Source organism: Paenibacillus sp. R14(2021) (assembly GCF_019431355.1).
Classification (GTDB): domain Bacteria; phylum Bacillota; class Bacilli; order Paenibacillales; family Paenibacillaceae; genus Paenibacillus_Z.
The window spans coordinates 1,276,448-1,293,820 of sequence record NZ_CP080269.1 but is presented as its reverse complement, the minus strand read 5'-3'; the positions used below and the strand labels follow the sequence as shown (position 1 = coordinate 1,293,820).

Here is a 17,373-nt window from a genome sequence, read left to right as displayed (position 1 = left end):
GATTAATTCAAGCACCTACTTTTAAGTAAGGTAGCTACTAAAATTATATTAACTTACTTTTTAATTGTGTTCAACCATTCAAGAAAAATCGATAGCAATGACAGAATACGCCAACCCATGGAGGCTGCTCCACATGTGTCGGCAGAAAAGTTCTGTCCGAGCGGCTGCACCTGCAAGGCCCAGTATTCGGCTAAGCTGGATCTCGATAATCTTGGCTATTTGCTCGTCGCCTTGTTCATGCTTGCCTGGTTGGTATCGCTGACAGTCTGGAAGACGATGAAGCTGGAGAAACGTTCTGACTTCGCGGGGTAGCCGCCATATCCGGGTGGCATGCATCGCCGTGTCTTGCTATAATGGATGCAGAAAATCGAGGTGATCGCATGGCGAAGAAAGATAAACACCGCACAGCGGCTGCCCAGCAGCCCGTAGCGTCGAAAGAAGAGAAGCCCGCAACCTTGAAGGACCTGCTTCGTCCGGATATTCTGGATAAGCTCAAGGCAACGGCCCAAGATTTGAAATCCGCGGAAGAGAAGCGCAAGGAAGACCTTCGCAAGCAGGAGGAAGCGGCCCGCGCGGCAGAACAGAAACGGCTCGACAACGATTTCGAATATTTGCTGAACAACAGCAAAATCGACCATCGTTCCAAGAACGGCTGAATCATGCAGATTTGCCCGAAGCTCCTATTCGCACCTAGCGAATAGGAGCTTTTTGGCATTATTATCCAAATGGAATTATAGATTCACCTCCACCTGTCCATGCGAAATGCAGTTATGCCGAATTGACTGCTAGAAAAGGAGGTGATCAATGATAGAAGCTAGATTTATAGATTCCAAAACATCTCAAAATGCCAGCTATGCCAACTCCATCGCGATTCCGATTTTGGTCGTTAATACACCTAACCTGATCGCGCAGCAGACGTTGGATCTTTCCAGTGCAACAGCCGACCTGACTCGCGTTGAATTTACGGGTGTTGCAGCGGTTTAGCTTCCGCTTTTGCCGCTTGCGACCAGTATTTTGATTTTTGTGACGCGCGGACTAATGTCCGGTGATTTGAACGTTTTCTCCGCATCGCAGAATTTGGACCTCGGCATTGTAGGACCACAGCTGATCTCGTTCTCCGGATCGGATTTCAATGCACCGAATAACGCGAGCGTGGCGTATTCCGTCTTCATCCAAGCCTCTGCGCTCGGAACGACCCGCGTTGGCCCTGAGAGCTTCAATTTCACTGCAGTATCGGACTAATTCACCTTCCTTTAGAAGCGATCTTAAAGCAGGGGCTTGCATGTACAGGCTTGCCTCGTGGTATAATAAGGCATCTTGCACGTTACTGGAGGTATCCATTTAGATATCATGTGGACTTAATTCCCTGTCGATCATGATTTTCGAATAATGACGATCAGAGATGCTTTGCTTTTACGCAAAGCGGAATTGGCCCCGTATGTCTAATGGAGATGACTGCAACTGTTCCATGCCCAAATTCGGGTTTGTAACGACGATAACCTGCACCGTCTTAACAGGCGGCTGTTGTTTGCGTGCAGACAGCTCTATTCAACGTGGATCCATTTTCGCAACGTCGTAAACCGCAGGCACATGTCTGCGGTTTTTTTGTCATTCCGATGCGCCCTTGCGCTTTGCGCTTCTCTGCATCGTCATTCGAACATCATCACCCCGGTCAGTTGTTGAATTTAACGATGGAGTGTGATGGTCTTGACAACCTTATTAACGATTCGAAATTTAAGAAAGAGCTTTGGCGACACCGAGGTGCTGAAGCAGGTAAGCGCGGATATTGGAGCAAGGGAACGAATCGGACTCGTCGGCATGAACGGTGCCGGCAAAAGCACGCTAGCGAATTTGATATTCGGTTCGCTCCTGCCGGATGCAGGGCAGCTGATCCGTCATATGGAAGGAATGCGCATCGGCTATTTGCTCCAATCGACTTCCTATACGGTCCATACCTTCAGCAGCATGCTCGAAGGAGAATCAGGCAGGCCCGACAATGGAGACTTTCTTGAAGTTACCAGCCATCTCGGCTTGCGAAGGGTGAAGGAATGGGATGACAGCCGGCTGTCCGGATTAAGCGGCGGAGAGAAAACGAAGCTTGCGCTGGCACATATTTGGACGTCTGAGCCCAACATTCTGCTGCTCGACGAACCGACCAACCATCTTGATTTTCAGGGCGTCGACTGGCTGGTCGATGAACTGAAGTCGTTCGGCGGCACGACAATTCTAATCTCGCATGACCGCTATTTCCTGGATGAGACCGTAGACCGCATCATTGAATTGCAGGACGGCGTCTCCACGGCTTTCCCCGGTAACTATGCGTTCTACCGGGCAGAGAAGGAGCGCCGCTATTTGAGCCAGCAGCACCAATACGAGGAACAGCAGAAATATGAGCAGAAGATCGAGGCGGAGATCGCACGCTTGAAGAATTGGTCGGAGAAGGCGCATCGTGAAGCAGGCAAGAAAGGGAAGATGGCCGAAATGCGCGCGGGCGTCAAGGAATTTTATCGCAGCAAGGCCAAGAGCATGGACAAACAAATCAAGTCCCGCATTCATCGTTTAGAGAAGATTGAGATTGAAGGCGTAGAGAAGCCCAAGGAAGAATCGAAGATATCCTTCGGGTGGGAAAACGCGGGCAAACGCGGGAGGCGCATTGTGGAGGCATCCCGCATCAGTAAGTCGTTCGGCGATCGGCAGCTTATCGCTGACAGCTCATTCTACCTGCGTCGAGGCGAGAAGGTGGGACTTATCGGCCCGAACGGCTCCGGCAAAACAACGCTGATCGGCATGCTGCTGGCCCAGCAGGACGTGGATAGCGGGCAGCTATGGATGAGTCCGACCGTCAAGGCGGCATATCTCACGCAGGATGTTTCCGATTTGGATGAAGGATTAACGGTACTGGAGCTGCTGCAAGAGGCGCACGAGATCCGCAGCGATATCGGCAAAGCCCGAACGATGCTCGCCCATATGGGCTTTCACGCAGCTATGCTGATGAAGCCGGTTCGTCAGCTTAGCCTGGGCGAACGAACGCGGATCAAGCTGGCGCAGCTGATGATGCGGGAGCAGGACTTGCTTATCCTCGATGAGCCGACCAACCATCTGGATTTGGCCAGCCGGGAGCAGCTGGAGCAAACGCTGCAAGCATACAACGGCACGCTCATCATTGTTTCGCATGACCGTTATTTAATCGATAGCATTTGCACGAAGCTGCTTGTTATCGAGGAAGGAAGTATCCGGCGGTTGGAAAGCGGATATAAGGATTATCGAGAACGGGCAAGGGGGGAAGCGGCGAATAGTGCTGGAAAGACGCGTCAGATGGACGATGCGTCAGAGAAGCGCCGCAACCTGCTGGAGCAGCAGCAGCGGGAAGAAGAGCTGCTGATTGTGATGAATCAGATGACGTATTTACTTGGCGAGCTCAGCAAGCTGAAGCCGACGGATAACCAGTATGCGGAGCTCGACGAGGCATTCAAGCAGCAGGCTGCCAGGAAGAAACAGCTTCTGCAGCCTTAATTCAAATGGTGAATCAAGTGGATGAAGCGCTGCAACCCTGCTTTGTGCTGTGACGCAGACGGATGACGTAAAGAGGCTCCGAGTCGTTCGCCGTAATTCTCGTTATGAGCAAAATACAGAAACGCCATAAATAGTTTCGGAATATACTGAAGTAACCGTTTGCGCGGTGAATGGCACCGCATTCACCGCTGCATACTAATGGCTAGCAAGCCGGAAAGGAATCGTCCGGCGGTACAACAGGGTGGTGACTACAGGATGCAATTAGATGTTACCTTGGATTGGGATATTTACTTATTGGCCGGCGTGGGCTCGAAAAGAACGATTTTTGCGGAGTGCATGAAAGAATTGAATCGACGTTATTCTGAATCAGGCAAAATGATCCGTATCCGGGAATTGTTCCCCTACGGCGATCACACGCAAAATTTCTACCGTCAGCTCCTGCGCGTGCGAAAGGATCTATCCCGATTCCGCAGAGCGGTGCAGTCCGGCGCGAAGTCGGTCGCGGAGCAGGTTCGTCAGCTGTCGGCAGGCAGGCCCGTCCTGTTTATCGGCCACAGCGGAGGAGGCGTTGCGGCCTACCGAGCGGCTGTTATGCTTAGCAGAGAGGGCGTCATTCCGGACTGGCGCGTCGTACAAGTGGGTTCGCCGAAAATGCCGATTCATAAGGACGATGCGGATAAGGTGCACTATATGGTGGCAGTGACCGAGAATGGCGAATGCGCTGATTTTATTACGCGGCTGGGGAGCTGGGGCGGCTTCAGTCAAAGCAGGTATGGCATCCCCTACTGGAATCGTGTAAAATATGCTCCGAACCATATCCTTCCGATTTTGACGCTTGGCGGACATCAGCATTATTTTCGCAAGGAACAGCCTTACGTCCATCCTGAGCGAGGACCCAATCTGGTGCTCATCATCGACAAGATCTGGGATCATGTCGTCCGTGAACTAAGCTTCTCGGCAAGAGGCATGATGTAGCGATAGGTATACGTCGCAATAATCCAAGGAGCATCTGCTAGTCATGAATCAGTTGACCGCCCGTTTATATGCTTGTTTGGAAATCGGCATGGTTTCCGCGTATTTGGGACTCACTTCGTTTGGGGGACCCGCGGCGCATTTGGGTTATTTCCATAACGAATATGTGGTGAAAAGAAAATGGATTTCGGAGCAGAGCTATGGCGATCTCGTGGCATTATGCCAATTCCTCCCTGGTCCGGCAAGCAGTCAGGCGGGTATGGGAATCGGCATGATGCGCGCCGGGATTCCCGGTGCCATCGCGGCATGGCTTGGCTTCACGCTGCCTTCTGCCATTCTATTAATCTTATTCGCTCTCTTGATGCATGGCAGAGATATGGGTGATTCGGCCTGGATCCATGGTTTGAAGCTCACGGCCGTTGCGATCGTAGCGCAGGCGGTCCTAATGATGGGGCAGAAGCTCGCCCATACGAAGACGCTTGCGACGATAGCAGTTCTAACGGCTGGTACGGCTCTGCTCTGGCAGAGTCCGGTTAGCCAGATCGTGTTGATCGCTGTCTCTGGCTTAGCCGGCTGGCTGCGCTATCGAGACCAGCCTGCAGCCGCTGAGCCATCGCCTGGCATCAAGCTGAATCGGAAGGCTGGCGTGCTTCTGATATCTCTGTTCGTGCTGCTGCTGATCGTGCTGCCGCTGCTGCGCGGCGTGGTGGATGCCCATCTCTTCGATCTGTTCGACAGCTTCTACCGGACAGGCTCGCTCGTCTTCGGCGGAGGTCATGTCGTGCTGCCGCTGCTGCAGCATGAAGTCGTTCAGTCCAATTGGGTCAGCCAAACGGACTTTTTGGCTGGATATGGAGCAGCACAGGCTGTTCCCGGCCCGCTGTTTACATTTGCCTCTTATCTCGGCATGATCTCAGAGGGACTACCAGGTGCGATAACGGCGACTGCTGCCATCTTCCTCCCGGCCTTCCTGCTTATTGCAGGTGCGCTGCCGTTCTGGAACGAGCTTCGCGGAAGAGCCGGCATCCAGGGCATTATGAAAGGCGTCAATGCTGCCGTCGTTGGTCTGCTTCTGGCCGCGCTCTATAACCCGATCTGGGTCAGCGCCGTACATGCGCCGAAGGATTTTGCGCTGGCGGCGGTCTTGTTTATCATGCTGGTCGTGTGGAAGGTTCCGCCGTGGGCGGCTGCCGGTGCCGGAGCGCTTGGCGGCATGCTGCTGCTATGGATTTAGGAGGGGGGTGGATTCACATCGCAGAGCAGGAGCCGGCCAACTGCTTCTAGATGCGGTGAAGAAGTTTGGTCAGCTTACTAGCGCCAAGGGCATTGCGCTTTCCACGGCGAGGGACAATCTTCAGGCGCAGCGGCTGTACGAACGGAATGGGTACTGCTTGGATGAGGAGTTTCAATCCTATTTTCTGAAGCTATAGTCCGATAGAAGCAGGACCGCAGCCAATTGGCTGCGGTCCTGTTTAATTGCAGTATTTACATGATGCAGGGGATAAGTGTTCGTCCGATTATTAAGCAGAAGGCTCGGTTGGAGACGGCTCTGCATCGGACGGCTTTGCTGCAGGCGGTTCGGCGGCAGGGCGGACCTTGCGCTGCGGTTTGGCCATTTCAGCCACAAATACTTCCTCGAGCTCAGCCATTTTGCGCGGGTCGTCGGTGGCGATTTTGCCTGTCAGCACATGCTCTACGATCAGCGGCCATGTCGCCTTCACCTTCTGGGCGGCTAGGATGCGAATCGCATTCTTGACCAGCTTGCGCTCCTTGGAATTGGAATAGACATCCTTGAATTGCTGGATGCGTTCGAAGTCCAAGCTGCCGAATACGGCGCGAAAGATGTCTGATGTCATTCGTGCGTCTTCCAGTGCCCGGTGAGCTTGATTATCCTCTCCTCCAAGCCCGAGCTCCGTAAGCGCAGTCTCGACGCTAACGTCATTCGTCACGCCCTTGTACCGGATATAGCCTTTCAGCAAATCATAATATTGGATTGCGAGCCAATAGGCATCGTCCATGCCATGCATCCGCGTGTCGAACACGATCCGTTTCATGTCCTCGCCGCCCCAAGTGACGACCAGGAGCTCCTCATGCGGCCCCAGCCAGTCCATAAATGCGCGGATCACCTTCGGGAATCCATCCGCGGCATCGATGCCCTCTTGGGGAATGCCGGTTTTCTTCTGAATGAAATCATTCAGCTTCGCAAAATAAACCGGCTTGACGAGCGCCGTAAATTGGTTGACAGGCTTCAGTGACGCATCCAGTCTAACGGCTCCGATTTCAATGACTTCCATCGGCAAATCGCTGGCGAATTTCCGACCGTTAAATTCGATATCTAATATAATATAGTCCAATTGAGAAACCTCCACTGCTGATGTATCGCACTCCATTCTAACAGATTACCTCGCATGCTGTCTCGCCGCAAAATCTTTTTGCCATTTCTCGCATACGGCAGATTGGATTTCGGCAGCCGATTCATAGATAATAGGGAAGAAGGTTTGCGATTTCCCTTATGATGGAGGTAACCTGTGGTCACATTTCTTCAACTGAATACGATCTTCCTAAGCATGATCATGGAAGCGATTCCGTTCATTTTGCTCGGCGTTATTATTTCCGGACTTATTCAAACCTTCTTGTCGGAACGCTGGATTGCACGCGTGCTGCCCGGCAACCGGTATATGGCCTCACTGCTTGGCTGCGGCGTCGGCTTGTTCTTTCCCGCGTGCGAATGCGGCATTGTGCCGATCACGAGACGGCTGCTGCGCAAAGGGGTACCGCTTCACGCCGGCATTGCGTTCATGCTGACGGGCCCGATCATTAACCCCGTAGTGCTGTTCGCCACGTATATCGCCTTCGGCAACGATTGGCGGATGGTGGCCATTCGCGGCGGTTCTGCGATTATTGTCGCCTACGCGACCGCAATCGTCCTATCGTACCTCTATCCGAGGCTGCCGATGCGTCTGAGGGAGGATGCGGCGGCAGAGACAGCGGCCGGTGCGGAATTCGCTGCTGCTGCGCCTGCGCAGGCTTCGATTGGACGCAGGCTTTACGACGTCATGCTTCATGCGGTCGACGAATTTTTCTCCGTCGGCAAATATTTGGTGCTGGGGGCATTCATTGCGGCCTCCATGCAGACATTTATTCCGACTTCGTCGCTGATGGAGCTCGGAAGCAATCCCGTCTCTGCTTCGCTTGTGATGATCGGTCTTGCTTTTATCATGTCCCTCTGCTCGGAAGCAGATGCCTTTATCGCTTCTTCTTTCCGCAGTACGTTCTCCGTAGGGGCACTTTCGGCCTTTCTCGTCTTCGGTCCAATGGTTGATATCAAGAATACGCTTATGCTGCTCGGCGTGTTCCGCGGACGCTTCGTCCTCGTACTGATTGGACTTGTGGCTGTCAGTACGCTCGGCGTATCCTTGATCGTGGGGAGGCTCTTTGGATGATTCGACTTTATCTGCTGGCGGGGTTCGCGTGCCTGTTCCTCATGATGAACATGAATGGTAATTTGAACAAGTATATCAACACAAAATACGCGTATTTGTCTCAAAGTGCTATTGTGCTGCTTGGCGTGCTGTTCGTGTTCGAATTCGTTCGGCTGTACGTGAAGGAGCAGGAGGCCAATAAGCGGAAAGCGGCCGCATTGGCAGCCGCAGGAGAACAGGCGGCCCTTCATGGGCATCATGAATCGGATGGGCGGCATGGGCGACATGATGTAGAAGCTCACGATCACAATCTCGGCCATAATCACCATCATGGTCACGATCACCATCACCACCACGATCACAGCCACAACCACGATCACCTCGGGCACTCGCACGAGCAGCCGATCAGATGGAAGCGGTATGTCGGATACGCCATTCTTATTTTCCCGCTTGTGACCGGCTTCTTCCTGCCCGTGCAGACGCTTGATTCCAGCTTCGTGAAGGCCAAAGGGTTCTCGTTCCCGGATTTCAACGTATCGCCGGACAATCCCGGGTTCCACCAGTTTCTGAAGCCGGATACGAGTGTATTCTACGGGAAACAGGGCTACGCCAAGGTGTCCAAGACGGAGCTTAACGAATTTCTGGCTATGAAGGACGTGAATTTGACCGACGTTAATTACTTAAGAGGCCTGGAATCGCTCTATAACTTCCCCGATGCTTTCATCGGACGAACGGTCAGCTTCGACGGCTTCATCTATAAAGGGGAGCAGGTGGAGGGCAATCATTATTTTGTGTTCCGCTTCGGATTTATCCACTGCGTCGCGGACTCCGGCGTTTTCGGGATGCTGGTCGATTTCTCGAAGGCGACGCCGCTTCAGGACGATCAATGGGTGCATGTGTCCGGCAAGCTGAACTGGGAATTCTATCAGCCGTTCAAACAGAATCTGCCGGTCCTTGAAGTTCAATCGTGGGCAGCTATCGCGAAGCCCAAGGATCCTTATGTATACCGGGCATAATCTGGGCAGCAAGAAAGACGCTGAGTTTCTCCTTCGAGGAGTCTCAGCGTCTTTTTGTATTCAGGCGCGAGAGCTGCCCTGCGTTATTCATCATCGGATTCGATCCATACCGCTGCTTCATTGGAGAAGGCCGAATTCGAACTCGTCTGTTGATCAACGCCGTACGTATAGACGGCACGTATACGGAAGCGAATCCGGTTCTGCAGCGGGTGGTCCGACACGCGCAGCCGGTAAGTCACCTCGACCGTTTCACTGGGCCGCAGCAGGCCGAGGTATAATCCTTCGCCGGGGCGATAAGTCACGGGTCTTCCGTTGATACGGATGCTCTGGATATCAAGTGTCGTCTCGTCTTGAACCAGGCCGAAGAGCGTGACATATGCCGGAGCATTGCCGATATTGGTAACGCGCACGATGACGTCGAATGATTCGCCAGCGACGGCAAGCTGAGGTATATACGCTTGCCCATCCCATCAAAAAAGCACAGCGCCCGTTAGGACGCTGTGCGGATGTTTTATCGAATGACTCGGCGGGCGGTTTTGTAGGTGTGATCCCAGATGCTGCCTTTGAAGGTGGAGATCGTAACGCCTACGCCTACGCGGTACGTATGCAGCAGCTTCCCGTTGCCGATATATAAGCTGACGTGGTTAATGACGCCGTCACGGTTCGTGTCGGAGAAGATGAGATCGCCGGGCTTCAAATTTTTTCTGGATACGTACACGCCGGCTTTGGACTGCTCTTTGGATGAGCGGGGAATTTTGATTCCGTGTTTCTTGAATATGTACTGCGTAAAGGATGAGCAGTCGAAGACGCTCGTGATTCCGGATTTTGCGCCGAATTTGTACGGCGTGCCCAGATAGTGCTTGCCAGTTGCTGCTACTTTATTCGCAATCGTAGTCGTGGAAGCGGCATGTGTCGTGTGCGGCGTAATCGTAGCTGCACCAGTTAACGCGATAGATAAGCTGAGCGTAAGTCCGATTAATTTCTTCTTGAGGTTTACAGTGTTGAGAGTCATGATGAGTTCCTCCTAGTGTGTATGAGTCTGATACAGGCTGGGGTCGTTCTCGTCTGGAACAACTATAGCACATCAAACTCTACCACTAATTACTAATGTGGAAGGAAACCCTTTCGTTTCAAGCCTCCATTAGCATTTCTTAGAAATAGATGAGGATTATCTCATTTTTGGCCCCTTGACAGAAAATAAAACCAGCATCCGAGTATGGAAGCTGGTTTATAGGTTATTTACCGTCTATCAGCTTGAAATCATCGTAATGAAAGCCGGGTGCAACGACGCAGGATACAAGCACGGGCTCGTCGCCGAGCGGCTTCGCCTTTTGCCAAACATTCGCCTGAACGAGAGCCTGCGGATGCTGGCCGTTCGCGACATCGGGACCGATTATAATCTCCTTGGAGACCTTCGGCCGGTCCTCGGTTCCGCCTAATGTGAGCAGCAGCGGACTTCCGGAATGCCACAGCCAAAGCTCGTCAGAGAGAACGGTATGCCACGCTGATTGTTCATGCGGATGAAGGACGAAATAAATCGACGTTGCGGCGAATCGCGCACCGGAGTAGGCTTCGTCTAAGACATGATGAGGAATTTCGAAGGAGGCTTTCCACAGCTCCTTGTACCATCCGCCTTCGGGATGCGGGCTGAGATCCAATTGCTTTACAAGAGGGGATAATGGCTTGGTCATACTCATCAGCAGGCTTGTCTCCTTTAATCTCTCTATCACGTTTACTCTCTCAATCAACTCTCCTATCAATGTAGCGGATCTTGTCGATTTTGTAAATGAAAGCGGCCATGGCAGGTCATGCTTCTGCCATGGCCGAACAGGTAATGCATACATGTACGACAGACTTATTGAATGACCCCGCATGCGATTCGGTCGCCAGAATTGCCGGATGGGTCGGTGACATAATCATCAGCCTTGTCATGGATCACGAGCGCCACGCCGCCGGTCTTAAGAAGCGAGTTCGGCTTGCCCGGCATCAGCGTGACGACGCGCGTTTCGAAATCAGCCTTTACGCTGCCGCCTGCATCGACTTTCAGATTGGGAAGATCGCCTGCATGGAAGCCCTTGGGATTGTTGAAGCCATGCTGCTTGACCGCAGGATTGAAGTGAGCGCCGGCTGTTTTGAAGTCCGGGGCGTCACATTTGCCGGTTTCGTGAAAATGGATGCCGTGCTCGCCGGGCGTCAGCTTGCTCGCTTCCACGTGCAAGACGACTGCATCCTGCTTCTGCGTGAGCGTGGCTGAGCCGATCGTTTCGCCTTTCGTGTTCATGAGCTTGACATTCACCACCGGTTCATTTGCGTGATGGTCCTTGGCCAAAGCCAATGCGGGACTTTGCAGGGAAAGGCCGAGCAGCAGCGTGCAAATTGCTGTTCCTTTCATCCATACCTGTGCTGATTTCATATTCGTTGTACCTCCTTCAAGTATGCGGCGGAATCCGCGCTCCTGATTATCATTGCCTGCCGGCTCTCGAAGCAAACCTGTGCAGCGGTCGATTCGCTGACTTTAATGTAGGAGATAAATCGAAAATAGCATTTTGCATTGAATTGTCGTACACTTCGTAATAAGGAGTGATGCATTCGTGGAACAGATGAAATTTACACTCGAGGAAGCCAATGCAATGCTTCCTCAGCTGCAGGAAGATTTGATCAAGCTGCAGTTGTTGACCCAGCAATTCGAGATGAAATATGAGATGCTGTACCAGCTGAAGGATAAGCAGCGCGTCGGTACGTTGAATCATGGCAGCGCGCCGGATCCGTTCTTCGAATTGGAAAGCCAACTGGAATTCATGCGAATGGAAGTAGAGCTTGGCATTCGGAATTTCGAACGCAAGGGCGTCTTGCTGAAGATGATCAACCCTGGATTGATCGATTTTCCATCGGTTTTCAATAATGAAGAAATTTTAATCTGCTGGAAACAGGGCGAAGAGCGCGCCACCCATTACCACGGGTATGAGGATGGATTTAAAGGCCGCAAACGCTTTCCTGGCGTGGATTAGCGCATAGCATACCGACTTTTGGAGAGAAGCCTGAGCAATCAGGCTTCTTTTCTTTTTCGCCACAGGAGGAATGTCCATCGACAAAACTACATAAGTTTCTTACAGAAGGTTTGACATGCTTTTCAATAGTTTGCCTTTACAATCTAACCTATATCGGAAAGGCCCTTAAAATCCAAGGAAGAGGTGTAACTATGCTTAGGAGCATCCAATGGAATGTAATGGCTTATATGATTAGCGCGGCGCTGCTTGCGTCATTGTTCTTATCGTTTAACCTAACGTCGACAATGTGGAACAAAGGAACGGCTGAACAGAGCTTCCCGCAGTGGTACGGAAATAGGCAAACGATGCCCGTCGCATCCCAGTCCGTGACTTCCATCCCATCCGATCCGTCTCTGCTTTCCGTCCCCAAAACAAACCTCCAGCCTGCGGCTGTTTCTCCTCGAATTTCACCGGCAGCGCAAGCATCTGCCCAAGCAAAAACGATCGTCCCGCCAATAACGAAACCCCTTCATACATATAAAGTAACCTCGTTCTACCTCAACGTCCGCGAGATGCCAAGCGCCGATTCCAAGATCCTTCGCGAAGTCAAGCAAGGCACGCTACTGGAAGTATTGACCGCCACCGAAAGCGGCTGGCTGTCGCTTAAGGAAGGCGGCTTCGTGCACGGCCGATATGCGGTTCCCGTCGCAGAAGCTGCTGCTCCAATGAACAAGTCGCTCGCAAGCACCCAAACAATCGTGCCCATAGGCGCAACGCTTCCGCTGACGACACCGGCATCGTCGGCTCCAGCTGCCAATAAGACTTCAATTACGGCACTTCCATCTAAGGCCATGGAGCAGGAACAATCACCTCCGGTCACTGATGGGATTGCCGCAACCGAAGCTGGCGGCAATCCGGTCAAGCCCTCCTCTAAGGTCATGTCCGATTCCGGACTTACGAAGGCGCATATTGCGCTTATCTTGAAAGGCACGAAGCTGGAAGGCCAGGGACTGGAGGAAGCGGTGCTCGGGATCGAAGAGAAATACGGGATCAACGCTTTCTTCACGATCGCGGTCATGAAGCTGGAGAGCGGCAACGGCAAGAGCAAGCTGGCCAGGACCAAAAACAATCTATTTGGCCTGAATGCGACAGGAAATGGGAACGTTAAGGCGTACGCCTTCGCCACGAAAGGAGATTGCGTACGAAAATTCGGCCAGCTCATCAGCGATAATTACGTAGAGCGGGGCTTTACGACGATCGAGAAGGTCGGGGGCAAATATTGTCCGGCGAACGGGCGATGGGCAGGACATGTCCGAAGTATTATGCGAAGCGATTTCAGTAAGCTCATTTAATGAAATGCGGCTAACAACCGGTTGACAGGAGCTAACTTGTCATGTAAGATTCCTTGAGTAACACATGCAATCCCAACATGCAAGAACCATTCGTATAGCCTCACAACAGGGTGAGGGTCTCTACAGGAAGCCGCAACTTCCTAACTACGAATATGGAATGATCTTCGGATGATTCTATATTCGCAGTTAGGAAGTTTTTTGTGTTTCAGGGTCAATGTGAAGGGGGACAATATAGAAATGAAATACATGCTTGCAGTATTGATGGGGGCGGTAAGCTACGGCATCCTATCGACAATTGTTGTGAAGGCTTACGGCGAAGGCTACGGACTCGGAGAGGTGGTCGGCACCCAGCTGCTCGTTGGGTTCGTGCTTTCATGGCTGCTTGCGGGGGTTACGCGCGGGCGCGAAATCAGAAGATCGCGGGCAGTTAAGGAGCAAGCCACGAAGGGAAGCGCAGCTTCTGCCGCTGGGGTAGGATTGACTTGGAAGCATCGGCTGCTGCTGATGTCAGCCGGCGTGCCTACCGCTTTGACCGGATTGTTGTATTATCATTCCTTACGCTATATACCGAATTCGTTAGCCATCATTTTGCTTTTCCAATTTACATGGATGGGCGTTCTGGTTCAGGCAGTTATGAAGCGCCAACGCCCGAGCGGCATCATGCTGCTAACGCTTGTCGTACTATTCGGCGGGACGCTGCTCGCTGCAGGCATTCTCGATCAAGGGGTCTCGAAATTCAATGTCATAGGCATGGTGCTTGGTTTATTGGCTGCTATGAGCTATACGTTATTCGTGCTGTTCAGCGGTAAACTCGTGCCTGCAGCGGCACCAGCATATCGCAGTGCCTGGATGATTACGGGCGGGCTCATACTCGTCTTTATTTTATTTCCGCCCGTGTTCCTGTTTAACGGTGTCATTTGGGGCCATTTGCTCGTTTACGGCTTCCTTCTTGGTCTGTTCGGGGCTTTCATTCCGCCGGTGCTTTTCGCAGCGGGCGTTCCGCATATCGGAGAAGGCATGGCTGCGATTCTTGGAGCGTCTGAGCTGCCGGTTGCCGTTATGCTCTCGGCTGTCGTTCTCCATGAGCAAGTCACTTTGTTACAATGGGCAGGCGTCGTACTCGTGCTGCTCGGTGTTTCCTTGCCTGAGCTCGTAAAGAGGCTTTCGCGTTCAACCGCGGGATGGCATGCGCACAAAGCAAAATAACATGGCTTCCATTGAATTCCAGAAGCTCCGGAGGTATAGTAAAAGCTAACGGTGTTTGGGATAGAAAAGGGGAGGCTGGCAACGTGACGGTGTATATCGCGCTGATCCGGGGCATTAACGTCGGAGGCAAGAACAAGATTGCCATGGCGGAACTGAGGCAAGAGCTGGAAGCGGTAGGGCTAAACCGTGTCCAAACGTACATTCAAAGCGGCAATGTCGTTTTTGAATCGGAACATTCGGCATCCGCGCTACGCGAGAGCATAGAACAAGCGATTACACGCATTTCCGGCATTACCGCTCAGGTGATGCTGCGAACGTCGGTACAGTGGGAAGCAATTATCGACTGCTGTCCCTATCCATTGGAAGCGGCGCAGGAAGGCAAGAGCGTCCATCTATCTGTGCTGCACGAACCGCTGACAGACAAGCAGATCGAGAAGCTGAACGCCGGCGTATCGGAGCTCAACCGTTATCAGACGCAAGAACTGGAGATTTACTGCCATTATGGCCAAAGCATCATGGATTCCAAGCTGGCCGGCAATTTTGCCAAGCTCAGGGACGGCGTCACGACCCGCAATTGGAATACCGTGTTGAAGCTGCAAGAGATGATTCAAGCGATGTGAATAGGAAAGGGCTGCCCGGCGCGTCAAGCAAAGTTGACGCGTGGACAGCCCTTTTTTTGGATACCCCGCTTACGAATGCGTTACTCTTAGTGCTCGGCTTCGCTCATTGTACTGCATGAGGAATCCTGCTTAAAGGCATCAGCTGCTTCTTCTGCAGAGAATTCGGTGTCGTCTTGGCCAGGTACTGGCAGTTTGTTCAGCTCTGAGGACTGCACGTCGGCTTTGGAAACTTCGTTTTGTTGGTTTTTCATGAGAATTCCTCCAGTTGGATGGTGATGGCAACAGAAATTAGAGTACCCATTGGTGGAGGGCAATTATACACGTTCATTAGAACCGAATGATAGAACGAATAGGTAATATAGGCTATAATCGTTAATTATGTGAAACGATGGGGAGGACGCTGGGCGAAATGAAGAAGACAATCACGCTGCTATTACCTTTGCTCGTACTGCTGCTCTCTGTGCCGATTGCCGGCGCGCAGCCTGCGGACAAAACAATTACGGTCAGTCTTAACGGCCAGCCGATCACGATGCCGGCAGCGCCTTATATTGCGAATGGCGTCACGATGGTGCCATTTCCGACCGATTTTCGAAGCTTTACACCTCGCTGTAAGCTGGGACAAGGTGTCCCAAACGGTGAAGGGTTCCAATAACTGGATATCAATGGAACTGTGGACGGGCAGCGAGCCCAGATGGCCAAAGCTGGGTTTACGGAGATATGAATATCAATCTCAGAGGAAATGGCAGCGGCCAGGCAAATATGTATTACCAAGCGGACTTGACTTACGGGGACGGTTTACAAGATGGCGAAACCTATACGGTAACCGTGGACTTGGACGACAAGCTGAAGCATTTATATGATGCGCCGGACAGCTATACCTTCGTATATCATCAAGGCGATAAAGTCCTTCACATCTTCACCCTAAAGAATCTCCCTCCGGCGCAGGTCAACGGGAAAGTCGTCGACGAGAACGGCCGCCCGCTTGCGAATGTAAACGTTGAGCTAAGCATGGATGGTAATATTGGCATTCCGAATTTGTATTCCACTGCGAATGACGGCAGCTTCCAGTTCCGCGGCCTTCGATCCGGTAAGAACTATGCTATAATCCCGAGGCCCATGTTACACAGGACGCCAACAAGTGAAGATTTTATTCAGGTTCCACAGCAGTCATTCGTATATAATGGTACGCCAGTCGACTTAGGTGCCATCAAGCTTCCTCACGTTCAGCTTACTGGCAGATTGAAAGACAGTGAAGGCAATGATCTTCATGCCATGGCAATGCTGAAGGATGCAGCCGGCAACATCATCGGCAGTTCGTTCCCTTATGAGAACGGTTATTTCGGAGTTGGCGGCATGGAGGAAGGCAAGAGCTATACGTTAACCGTATTAATGGTCCAACTTCCCAGTTTCTTGAAAGTGACCGTGGAGCGAACAACGATCGAGCTTCCTAAACCGCAAACGTTCGTTTACACGAAAGGGATGTCGGAGTTATCCTTTGTCCAAAGGATGGGCAGCAGCTATTTGACAGGCGTTATCACGACGAAGGATTATAAAACCGAGGAAAATGCGAGTGTCATCGTTGATTTCTTGAATGACGACGGTTCCGTATCACGTACCGTCACAGTTTATACCGGCATAAAGGGCACCTCGAACGCGATAATAACCCCATCCGGTCAGTTTAAAATCGATGTCAGCAACGGTATGAAAGGCCGTATCCACGCTGTAAGCGCAGACGGCAAACGTAAATCCAAGACTTATGATTTTACGGTCACGAATTACAGTGTCGATATTCCTAGACTTATCGTCGAATAATAGCCGAATAACGAATGGAACCCCTGGCAGCTCACGCATGGCGCGAGCCGCCAGGGGTTCTTCGCTTACATCAAGAAAGTGCCGATGACGATCGACGAGCCTAGAATGACAGCCCGTAATAACTGTGCGACGGCTTTATTTCCTTTGGCGATTTCTTCGCCCACATTCAATTTAGGTGTTAGGAAGTCAAAGAGGACGTAGACGAGACAAAGCAGCACGATGCCGATTCCGGACCAGACGAGCATCGCTTCCCAGTCGTGGGAGCTGTAAGAGACCATGGCGACGATGATGCCGAGGCCGAGCAGCTTACTGCCCATGTAAATGCCGGCGGCTTCATTACCACGCCGGATTTCTTCCCAGTCATTGAAGCTGGTCAGCTTGCTGAAGATGAATGCGCCGACGAGCATAGCTGCAATCAAAATAATAATTCCAATCCCCACATTACCAATATCCGTTCCAAAATGATTCACTGC

The 17,373-nt window shown here is 52.0% G+C and carries 23 protein-coding genes and 1 riboswitch; of the genes, 15 read left to right on the top strand and 8 right to left on the bottom strand.

What is annotated here, in order from left to right; genetic code table 11:
* The first annotated feature begins 135 nt into the window (after positions 1-135).
* The 3 genes from KXU80_RS06275 to KXU80_RS06265 all read left to right on the top strand — a co-directional run bounded on the left by KXU80_RS06275 (position 136) and on the right by KXU80_RS06265 (position 984).
* On the top strand, positions 136-312 hold the full coding sequence (locus tag KXU80_RS06275; RefSeq protein ID WP_219837385.1) for a hypothetical protein: 177 nt from the start codon (positions 136-138) through the stop codon (positions 310-312).
* A 68-nt stretch (positions 313-380) separates the two neighbouring features.
* Positions 381-656, top strand: a complete 276-nt coding sequence (locus KXU80_RS06270; protein WP_219837384.1) for a YqkE family protein — start codon at positions 381-383, stop codon at positions 654-656.
* 148 nt (positions 657-804) lie between these two features.
* Positions 805-984 (top strand): hypothetical protein, encoded by a 180-nt coding sequence (locus tag KXU80_RS06265; RefSeq protein ID WP_219837383.1) that lies wholly within the window; start codon positions 805-807, stop codon positions 982-984.
* On the opposite strand, the gene KXU80_RS06260 is transcribed toward KXU80_RS06265, so the two are convergent.
* Complete coding sequence (locus tag KXU80_RS06260) at positions 981-1,172, bottom strand: hypothetical protein (protein ID WP_219837382.1); 192 nt, start codon at positions 1,170-1,172, stop codon at positions 981-983. The two genes, KXU80_RS06265 and KXU80_RS06260, sit on opposite strands and share 4 nt — an antisense overlap.
* A gap of 535 nt (positions 1,173-1,707) precedes the next feature.
* On the opposite strand from KXU80_RS06260, the gene abc-f reads away from it, so the two are divergent.
* The 4 genes from abc-f to KXU80_RS06240 all read left to right on the top strand — a co-directional run bounded on the left by abc-f (position 1,708) and on the right by KXU80_RS06240 (position 5,915).
* On the top strand, positions 1,708-3,513 hold the full coding sequence (gene abc-f, locus KXU80_RS06255) for a ribosomal protection-like ABC-F family protein (RefSeq protein WP_219837381.1): 1,806 nt from the start codon (positions 1,708-1,710) through the stop codon (positions 3,511-3,513).
* A gap of 255 nt (positions 3,514-3,768) precedes the next feature.
* Complete coding sequence (locus KXU80_RS06250) at positions 3,769-4,488, top strand: hypothetical protein (RefSeq protein WP_219837380.1); 720 nt, start codon at positions 3,769-3,771, stop codon at positions 4,486-4,488.
* A 43-nt stretch (positions 4,489-4,531) separates the two neighbouring features.
* A complete protein-coding gene (locus tag KXU80_RS06245; protein ID WP_219837379.1) occupies positions 4,532-5,719 on the top strand; it encodes a chromate transporter in 1,188 nt (395 codons plus the stop codon).
* Between the two features lie 7 nt (positions 5,720-5,726).
* A complete protein-coding gene (locus tag KXU80_RS06240) occupies positions 5,727-5,915 on the top strand; it encodes a GNAT family N-acetyltransferase (RefSeq protein ID WP_219837378.1) in 189 nt (62 codons plus the stop codon).
* Positions 5,916-6,005: 90 nt separating this feature from the next.
* On the opposite strand, the gene KXU80_RS06235 is transcribed toward KXU80_RS06240, so the two are convergent.
* Positions 6,006-6,839 (bottom strand): 3'-5' exonuclease, encoded by an 834-nt coding sequence (locus KXU80_RS06235; protein WP_219837377.1) that lies wholly within the window; start codon positions 6,837-6,839, stop codon positions 6,006-6,008.
* Between the two features lie 213 nt (positions 6,840-7,052).
* On the opposite strand from KXU80_RS06235, the gene KXU80_RS06230 reads away from it, so the two are divergent.
* Together KXU80_RS06230 and KXU80_RS06225 are read left to right on the top strand one after the other, a co-directional pair.
* A complete protein-coding gene (locus KXU80_RS06230) occupies positions 7,053-7,928 on the top strand; it encodes a permease (RefSeq protein ID WP_258171418.1) in 876 nt (291 codons plus the stop codon).
* Positions 7,925-8,923 carry a TIGR03943 family putative permease subunit gene (locus KXU80_RS06225; RefSeq protein ID WP_219837375.1) on the top strand — a complete coding sequence of 333 codons (999 nt, stop codon included), beginning with the start codon at positions 7,925-7,927 and terminating at the stop codon, positions 8,921-8,923. Before KXU80_RS06230 ends, KXU80_RS06225 begins: the two co-directional genes overlap by 4 nt.
* A gap of 83 nt (positions 8,924-9,006) precedes the next feature.
* Here KXU80_RS06225 and KXU80_RS06220 read toward each other — a convergent pair whose 3' ends face one another.
* The 4 genes from KXU80_RS06220 to KXU80_RS06205 form a co-directional block, all read right to left on the bottom strand.
* Positions 9,007-9,333 (bottom strand): hypothetical protein, encoded by a 327-nt coding sequence (locus KXU80_RS06220; RefSeq protein WP_219837374.1) that lies wholly within the window; start codon positions 9,331-9,333, stop codon positions 9,007-9,009.
* Positions 9,334-9,434: 101 nt separating this feature from the next.
* Positions 9,435-9,935 carry a C40 family peptidase gene (locus KXU80_RS06215; RefSeq protein WP_219837373.1) on the bottom strand — a complete coding sequence of 167 codons (501 nt, stop codon included), beginning with the start codon at positions 9,933-9,935 and terminating at the stop codon, positions 9,435-9,437.
* A gap of 223 nt (positions 9,936-10,158) precedes the next feature.
* Positions 10,159-10,614: a cupin domain-containing protein gene (locus KXU80_RS06210; protein ID WP_219838903.1), complete on the bottom strand. Its 456-nt coding sequence runs from the start codon at positions 10,612-10,614 to the stop codon at positions 10,159-10,161.
* Positions 10,615-10,778: 164 nt separating this feature from the next.
* Complete coding sequence (locus tag KXU80_RS06205; protein WP_258171288.1) at positions 10,779-11,336, bottom strand: superoxide dismutase family protein; 558 nt, start codon at positions 11,334-11,336, stop codon at positions 10,779-10,781.
* Between the two features lie 187 nt (positions 11,337-11,523).
* On the opposite strand from KXU80_RS06205, the gene KXU80_RS06200 reads away from it, so the two are divergent.
* The 4 genes from KXU80_RS06200 (at position 11,524) to KXU80_RS06185 (ending at position 15,088) form a co-directional block, all read left to right on the top strand.
* A complete protein-coding gene (locus KXU80_RS06200) occupies positions 11,524-11,931 on the top strand; it encodes a DUF2203 domain-containing protein (RefSeq protein ID WP_258171417.1) in 408 nt (135 codons plus the stop codon).
* 191 nt (positions 11,932-12,122) lie between these two features.
* Positions 12,123-13,262, top strand: a complete 1,140-nt coding sequence (locus KXU80_RS06195; RefSeq protein WP_219837371.1) for a glucosaminidase domain-containing protein — start codon at positions 12,123-12,125, stop codon at positions 13,260-13,262.
* Positions 13,263-13,332: 70 nt separating this feature from the next.
* Positions 13,333-13,429, top strand: a riboswitch (purine riboswitch).
* A 70-nt stretch (positions 13,430-13,499) separates the two neighbouring features.
* Positions 13,500-14,468 carry an EamA family transporter gene (locus KXU80_RS06190; RefSeq protein ID WP_219837370.1) on the top strand — a complete coding sequence of 323 codons (969 nt, stop codon included), beginning with the start codon at positions 13,500-13,502 and terminating at the stop codon, positions 14,466-14,468.
* Between the two features lie 83 nt (positions 14,469-14,551).
* Complete coding sequence (locus KXU80_RS06185) at positions 14,552-15,088, top strand: DUF1697 domain-containing protein (RefSeq protein ID WP_219837369.1); 537 nt, start codon at positions 14,552-14,554, stop codon at positions 15,086-15,088.
* 86 nt (positions 15,089-15,174) lie between these two features.
* Here the strand turns inward: KXU80_RS06185 and KXU80_RS06180 are convergent, their stop codons facing one another.
* Entirely contained in the window at positions 15,175-15,339 is a 165-nt protein-coding gene (locus KXU80_RS06180; protein WP_219837368.1) for a hypothetical protein, read from the bottom strand.
* Positions 15,340-15,497: 158 nt separating this feature from the next.
* On the opposite strand from KXU80_RS06180, the gene KXU80_RS06175 reads away from it, so the two are divergent.
* Both KXU80_RS06175 and KXU80_RS06170 read left to right on the top strand, forming a co-directional pair.
* Positions 15,498-15,740, top strand: coding sequence for a copper amine oxidase N-terminal domain-containing protein (locus KXU80_RS06175; RefSeq protein ID WP_219837367.1), 243 nt, complete (start codon positions 15,498-15,500; stop codon positions 15,738-15,740).
* A gap of 65 nt (positions 15,741-15,805) precedes the next feature.
* Positions 15,806-16,900: a carboxypeptidase-like regulatory domain-containing protein gene (locus KXU80_RS06170; protein WP_219837366.1), complete on the top strand. Its 1,095-nt coding sequence runs from the start codon at positions 15,806-15,808 to the stop codon at positions 16,898-16,900.
* 65 nt (positions 16,901-16,965) lie between these two features.
* Here the strand turns inward: KXU80_RS06170 and KXU80_RS06165 are convergent, their stop codons facing one another.
* Positions 16,966-17,370: a DUF350 domain-containing protein gene (locus KXU80_RS06165; protein WP_258171287.1), complete on the bottom strand. Its 405-nt coding sequence runs from the start codon at positions 17,368-17,370 to the stop codon at positions 16,966-16,968.
* Between the last annotated feature and the right edge of the window lie 3 nt (positions 17,371-17,373).